This is a genomic window from Candidatus Zixiibacteriota bacterium, from assembly GCA_040753495.1.
Classification (GTDB): Bacteria; Zixibacteria; MSB-5A5; order GN15; family PGXB01; genus DYGG01.
Map to the genome: position 1 here is coordinate 1 of JBFMEF010000185.1, position 6,984 is coordinate 6,984.

The 6,984-nt window shown below is 51.5% G+C and carries 7 protein-coding genes; 2 read left to right on the plus strand and 5 right to left on the minus strand.

From position 1 onward, the window contains the following. Window positions 1-138 precede the first annotated feature (138 nt). From AB1690_12105 to AB1690_12115, 3 genes are all read right to left on the minus strand, one after another. A complete protein-coding gene (locus tag AB1690_12105) occupies window positions 139-498 on the minus strand; it encodes an SWIB/MDM2 domain-containing protein (protein MEW6016050.1) in 360 nt (119 codons plus the stop codon). A 497-nt stretch (window positions 499-995) separates the two neighbouring features. Beyond that, window positions 996-1,172 carry a hypothetical protein gene (locus AB1690_12110; GenBank protein MEW6016051.1) on the minus strand — a complete coding sequence of 59 codons (177 nt, stop codon included), beginning with the start codon at window positions 1,170-1,172 and terminating at the stop codon, window positions 996-998. Continuing rightward, the gene (locus AB1690_12115; protein MEW6016052.1) at window positions 1,130-1,849 is read right to left on the minus strand and encodes a cytidylate kinase-like family protein; all 720 of its coding nucleotides are present in this window, start codon (window positions 1,847-1,849) and stop codon (window positions 1,130-1,132) included. Before AB1690_12115 ends, AB1690_12110 begins: the two co-directional genes overlap by 43 nt. Before the next feature lie 126 nt (window positions 1,850-1,975). Here AB1690_12115 and gatE point away from each other — a divergent pair, with 126 nt between their 5' ends. Beyond that, a complete protein-coding gene (gene gatE, locus AB1690_12120; protein ID MEW6016053.1) occupies window positions 1,976-3,889 on the plus strand; it encodes a Glu-tRNA(Gln) amidotransferase subunit GatE in 1,914 nt (637 codons plus the stop codon). An 11-nt stretch (window positions 3,890-3,900) separates the two neighbouring features. On the opposite strand, the gene AB1690_12125 is transcribed toward gatE, so the two are convergent. Beyond that, window positions 3,901-5,121, minus strand: a complete 1,221-nt coding sequence (locus AB1690_12125) for a glycosyltransferase family 4 protein (GenBank protein MEW6016054.1) — start codon at window positions 5,119-5,121, stop codon at window positions 3,901-3,903. A gap of 207 nt (window positions 5,122-5,328) precedes the next feature. On the opposite strand from AB1690_12125, the gene AB1690_12130 reads away from it, so the two are divergent. Continuing rightward, on the plus strand, window positions 5,329-6,087 hold the full coding sequence (locus AB1690_12130; protein MEW6016055.1) for a class I SAM-dependent methyltransferase: 759 nt from the start codon (window positions 5,329-5,331) through the stop codon (window positions 6,085-6,087). A 70-nt stretch (window positions 6,088-6,157) separates the two neighbouring features. Here the strand turns inward: AB1690_12130 and AB1690_12135 are convergent. Continuing rightward, window positions 6,158-6,984: radical SAM protein (locus tag AB1690_12135; GenBank protein ID MEW6016056.1), on the minus strand; the 827-nt coding region annotated here is incomplete at its 5' end.

Here is a 6,984-nt window from a genome sequence, read left to right on the forward strand (position 1 = left end):
AATATAGTATATCCAACCGGATGACGAAGCAAAAGGGAATCTGTCAAAATCAAAACTGGCAAGAAGACGGCCGAGACCCTCCCCCAATAAAAAAAGGCCGAATCAGCTTCGGCCTTCGTTTCTATGGCAGGAAAGCGTCTATTTCATATGCTTGGCAATCAACTTGGTCATTTCAAACATGCTGACCTGTTTCTTGCCGCCAAAGACCGCCTTGAGGGAGTCATCCGCGTTAATCATTCTCTTGTTGACCGGATCCTGAAGCTTATTCTTCTTGATATAGTCCCAGAGCTTCTTGGTGATTTCCGTACGCGGTATCGCTTTCATACCCACCACGGCGCCGAGATATTCATCCGGCTGCATCGGTTTCATAAATGCCGGGTTCGGTTTGCGGGCGGTTTTCTTCTTCGCTGCTTTTTTCGCTGGCGCTTTCTTCTTCGCTGCTTTCTTTTTCGCCGGCGCTTTCTTCTTGGCCGGCTTCTTGGCTTTCTTCATTGGCATTCGGTGCCTCCTTTAAAACATTGGGGATCCCTGCCATTGAGTCATGTCCAGAGATCCCACTCTGACACTCTGACTACTTCTTGCTCTTCTTAGCCGGCTTTTTGGCTTTCTTGGCCGGTTTCTTGGCTTTCTTTGTAGCCATCTGTTCCTCCATGTACCAACGGAAGTTTAAGGTTTGAGATTGATGAAACTAAAATGAACGATTGTGCTCGTCATTTCTTCTTGGCAGTTTTCTTTGCTGCCTTCTTGGCCGGCTTCTTGGCCGCTTTCTTCTTGGTTGGCATTTAGTCCTCCTTAAGAACTGTTGGGGGTTGAAGTACTGTATAGAAGTTGGTTTTAGATTCGCCGCTATTTACAATCGCACACATCATTCTGTTTAATCAATCTCTAATTTTCCATTGTATCATCTTGAAGGCAAATTAAAATCATGTTTAAAACTCATAGCAACAAAAAACTTTTAAAATTTGAAAAAAATTTTCAAATCGCAGAAGTCGCCGTCATAGGGAAAATCGACCTGACCGCATGATGTACGACTCGCTCCAGATTGTTTTTTCATAGGAGAAATCGGCTTTTTCCGTCTCCCGCGGCAGACTTTCTGTCAGCGATGCGACCGCCGCGCCGTCGGAAATCATCATCCCGAAAACGGCGCCGTCGCGATTCCGAGAGCGCGCCATTTGGATTTTATCCCGATTTCCGCCAGAGTCAGAGCCGACTCGAGGTCGATATAGGTGGTGTTGATGACCAGGTCGTATGCGCCGGGGGAATCGATATCCTGGCGAAAGTGACTGCGCACGAACTCCTGCCGCTCGCGGTCGGTTTCGCGAATATCTCGCTCCGCCTGCTCGCGAGTCAGATTCTGATACTGAATAAGATTTTCCAGCCGTCGGGGAAGCGCTGCCACCACGCGGATGCTGAAAACCCGGTCGCGACCGAGAATGAAATTCGCCGCCCGGCCCACCACGACCACTCCCCCCAGTTCCGCGATGGAGACCATTACCTTATAGAGATGACGGAAATAATCGGAGGAATCGACATACAGCCCCTTGAACACCCCTTCAAACCAGAGCTCAATTCGCGAGCGGACTTTGTTGTCGAGCGATTCGATCATCTGACGGCGGTAACCGGTGGAATTACAGATATGGTCGATTACTTCGCGGTGCAAAAGCTGATACCCGAGTTTTTCGGCAAGACGTTCCGCCAGGTAGGCGCCGCGGCTTCCGCGCTGACGACTGACCGTGACAATGGGACGAATCGCCCCGGGCTTACCCCCCTTTTCTTCCTCCGCTTTTTTCCTCTGCTCCAGTTCCCAGCGCCGCAGTTGACGGTCAATAATGGCTTCAATGGAACTCATAGACCCTCCTCATTCAGGTTTCCAAAAATAAAGGACTTTGATACGCCGCTGTCAATCGATTCCGGTCTCGAAAAGATACAGAATTCCCTTTATTTTTCGCCGTTCTGATATATATTCCCCTGCAAAATGGACTTCAGTAAGGTTGACATAAACGACTCGGTTCTCTTTGAATCTCTCGGCTTCAAATGCGGGCTGGAAATCCACCAGCAGGTAGCGACCGAAAGGAAGCTCTTCTGTCATTGTCCGGTCGGTCTTACCAAACGTCGCCATGACGCCGAAATTCTCCGGCATATGCGTCCGACACTCTCGGAACTGGGGGAATATGACGGCACGGCGTTAATGGAGTTCAAGACCAAGAAAGAGGTGATTTACCGCCTCTACCGGGACCGCACCTGCACGTACGAGATGGACGACACCCCCCCTTTTCTGGTCAATCAGCAGGCGGTCGATTATGCTATCCAGCTCGCCCTCCTTTTTAATTGCAAGATAGTCGATGAGATTCATGTCATCAGGAAGCAGTATCTGGATGGCTCCATCCCGACCGGCTTCCAGCGAACCATGATAATCGGCGTCGATGGCTGGGTGCCATACAAAGGGCGCAAGATTTCTATTACCCAGGTCAATCTGGAGGAGGAAGCCTGCCGGGAGATATCGGATATTGGACATGTCATAACCTTCGCCACCGACCGTCTCTCCACCCCGCTGGTGGAGATTATTACCGGCGCCGATATGAAAAACCCGGTCGAGGCGGAGGAAGTCTGCCATCTTCTTGGAAATTCGATGAAGATTACCGGTTTGGTGCGCCGCGGCATCGGCACGGTGCGTCAGGATGTAAATGTCTCCGTTACCGGCGGCAAACGGGTCGAAATTAAGGGTGTCTATAAGGTGGGAAATATTCGGGCGTTGACGGCGTATGAAGCGCTGCGCCAAAAGGGACTCCTGGAGCTACAGGAAAAGTTCAATCGCCAGTTCCCTGACCCGTCGGCTATACCTTACAAGGAGAGAAATCTCACCGCTGATTTCAGCGGCAGCGACAATGTAATAGGACGCCGTCTGGAAAGCGACCAGCCTCTGAAGGTGGTAGGGCTGCGTCTTCCCGGAATGAGAGAATATATAACTACTCCTCTGCAGCCAAACTGGGACTTCGGCTCGGAATTAATGGGGCGGATTCGGGTGATTGCCTGCATCGACAGCAAGCCGAATCTATTCTTCTATTCGCATAAGCAGCAATATGACATTCCCGACCGCATATGGCAGGAATGCCGGGCTGCGCTGGAATGGCAAGAAAATGATGATATGGTTCTGATATGCGGTCCCTCCCCAGATGTTGCCACCGCCGTTAATGAAATCAAGATAAGGATAGCGGAGCTGGCGCAGGGTGTCATTCACGAGACTCGTCAGGATATGAAAGACGGCACCACCGATTTTGAGCGGATTCTTCCCGGTCCCGACCGGATGTATCCCGATACCGACCATCCGCCGGTCAGAATAACCGAGGAGCGAGTCGGCGCCAACCGGAAAAAAGTCGGTGAGCCGCTCTGGGAGAAACAGGCACGCTGGGCAACGATGGGGCTTCATCAGGAGCAGATTAACGCCCTCTCCCTCTCCCCCTTTGTAGGGATATTTGAGCAACTCGCCGCCGAAATACCGGGTAAGGCGCGCCGGGCGGCGCATCTCTGCACGGCGTTGATAGTGGGGTTGCGCCGCGAAGGGTATGACCCTTGGCGCCTGGGCGAGGCTAATATTCTCCAGATATTTAGAATCGCCCTTGAAAACGACTTGCCCTCTCGTCGGGTCAAGAATCTTCTCCTTGCCGAATATGACGGACAGAGACAGCTCCCTGGCGGCGATGGGAGATTGACCGACGAAGCCTTCGAGAAGGTCTGGAGGTATGCGGAGAAGGCGTTTTCCGGAAGAACGTCAGATAATCATCGGAATAAATTCAAGCGCTTCGTAGTAGGCCAGCTACTGGGGCAATTCCCAGCCGATTTAAAAGGGATTCTCAGCCGGGTCGATTCACAATTATCGCGAGCAAAGTAACCGGGGGGACTTCAAGCCGACTTGAAGATTTCGGCGTACTGGCGGGCGGTAGCCGTCGAACTGAATCTCTTTAGAGCGAAATTATACCCTTCTTCGGCGAGCCGCGTACGCAATTCAGAATCTTTGATTAAAAGCCTGATCGCTTCGGCAAGCCGTTCGGGATTGTCGGGCGGCACCAGCAGGCCGGTTTTCCTGTCTTCGATGATATCCAGAATCCCGCCGGAGCGGGCGCCGATGACCGGCGTGCGGCAGAGCATCGCCTCTGTTAGCGCCAGTCCAAATCCTTCCTCCACGGAGTTTAATACCACAACCGTGGCGCGATTGTAAACCCGACGCAACTCCCGTTGCGGCAGCGGCTCTACCAGAGAGACTCTCCCCTCTAATCCGATATCGGTAATCATCCGCTCCAGCCGGAATTTCTCCGGACCGGTGCCATAGACTTCAAGTTTTAATCCCGAAATGTCGCGCGAGGCGAGTTTAATTGCCTGGAAGAGAATCGGCAGACGCTTCTGGACCGTCAGCCGCGAGACCGCAACGACCAGCGACGGCTCCCGTCGAATCCGGTCATCAGGATAGAAAAGCGATTCATCGTTCGGCAACGGCACCACCTGCACTTTTCCAGCCGCTTCAAAGTCCCGGGCCGAGATTTTCTCTTTAAGGAAACTTGAAACCACTGTCCAGCGCCGGCTCGACCTGATAACCGGCCGGAATAGACGCAGGAGGAACTTATATTGAGTCAGCAGGCGGACATCGGTGCCATGAGAGCTCAGCACCAGCCGAATTCTATCTTTGAATCTCCTTTTCAGTCTGTATCCGATTACGCCGTTCGGAACCACCCAGTGGATCGAAACTACCTTTATTTTCTCTTTCTCGATTATTTCACGCGCCAGTTTATAACCGGCATTGAGAAACCGGAATAGCCGAAAAATTCGCAGCGGGTTTCGCAGTAACTGACGATGCATATCCCCCCGGTAAGCAAAAGTCTCTTTATGTTCGGGGGCGTACCGGAACCGGAAGACTCTTATGCCGTCAATAACTTCCGAGTCGGCAAAAGAGGCATCGTGGGGGGCGACCACTATCACCTCCAGACCCTGCTCCCGAAGTTTGCGCGCCAGAAGATGCAGAAAGACGCCGGCAAAATCCCCCTTGAAGCGGATATAATTGTGAGTAATAAAGAGAACCTTCAATGATTCCGTCTTGGAATCATCAGGAAATTCAAGATTGAGGCTCACGAACGACTCCCGATTCTACCGGTCAAGTTACTACAGGTGAAATATATGATTAAATCGGCTTGAGGGAAACAAAATGTCGGGCATTTTAAACCGCATGGGCACTTAAGTCAGTCGGGGCTTGACTGGGAGAAAATATTGGAGTATGGTGCTGATGACGATATCTTGTTAATCAGGCGATTCCAACAATCTCAAGCCGGGAGTGTTGCTATGAAAAAGGAAAAAGAGTGGTGGCGAGACTTCTTTGAAAAGGATTTTCGACCGTTCTTCAATATTCTATCGCCAAGAGACACCATATTCCAGGTCCGTTATATAATCCGCAAACTGGGATTGAGACCGGGCAACCGTGTTCTCGATTGCCCTTGCGGGTATGGACGAGTTTCCATTCCGCTGGCGCAAAGCAGACTAAAGGTGACCGCGGTCGATATTACCCGCTCGTATCTGGAAGAACTTCAGGAAACAGCCTCCGGGAAAAAAGTGAAGGTTGAGACGGTCCTTGAAGATATGAGAAAGTTAAAATTCCAGAACCGGTTTGATGCCGCTCTCAACCTGGGAACATCTCTCGGATTCTTTGAAGATGAAAAAGACAACCTGATGGTTCTCCGCCGGCTCTATCAAGCGTTGAAACCGGGCGGACAAATCATGTTGCATCTCATCAACCGCGACTGGCTGATAACCAACTTCGAATCCCGCGGCTGGTTGCAGTTCGGCGACGCCATCTCCCTGGAATCCCGGGAGTTTGACTATGCCCGCTCCGCAAATAAAGTACAATGGAGCTTTCTCAAAAACGGCGAATTGCAAACGCATTATGTGACGTTGCGGGTTTACTCCTATCATGAGCTGATAGCTATTTTAAAGAAAGTGGGCTTTGTTGATATTACCGGAACCGGCTCGGTAAACGATGAGCCGATTGACCGGTCGCGACGGTGGATGTGGATTGTCGGTAGAAAGCCGGGCAGGAGGGTATGATTCGACTTGAGCAGTGTCCTGCCCGGAGCGACACAGGCTTTTTGTTATCAGGCGGTAACGGAAGGATTTCCTATGGCTCCGGCTCGAGATTTACCAGTTCCTGGTATCTCCGGTCTTTTGACCAGCCCGGATAATATGATTGCGCCGCAATCCGAAAAGCGATATCGGTCAAGCCGTCTTTGAACTTTTGCTCCCGCTCACGATACATTTTCCGCCACAGTTCTGTCTCGTCGCCGCCTAACTCCGATGACGGCACCACCTGGCGACTGCTGACGAACGGGTCGGTTTCCTCCAACCACCATTTTCCCGGGAACTTCGCCCCAAACTCTTTTTCATACCGCCCCTGATTCTGATAGATTTCACTGCCGGGAAAATGCATATAGCCATGGCAGGTCCAGATAAGATATGATTGTCCCCGGGCAAGCTGGGCGTCGATGAAGGAGAAAGTTTCGTTAAGAGTTGCTTTGGTTTCGCCGGGGTGATTGAATATAATATTGCCGCCATGCACGATGCCGTTTTCCGAAAGGGCGCGGCTGGTGTCAAGAAAAGCGGAGAGAAACCGCTCCGGATGTTTGGTCTTATTCATCAACTGAAGTATTTGCGGAGAGCAGGATTCGACACCAAACTGAATTTCGATTTTCAGACGGGACAGCTTTCTGATATCATCATCATCAATATAGTCGGGGCGCGTTTCAAAGAGAATCCAGCAGGAAGGATTCAGCTCCACCAGTCTTGAGATAAATTCCTTCCGCCAGCCGGATTGAACGCCAAAGCAGGCGTCACCGACCCCGACCGCGGCCGGACTGTAATGCTCGATGGCATTCTTAATCTGGGCAATTGCCAGTTCGGGAGAAAGTACGCGCCAGGCGCTTGGCTTGAGCGGTTCCATGCAGAAAC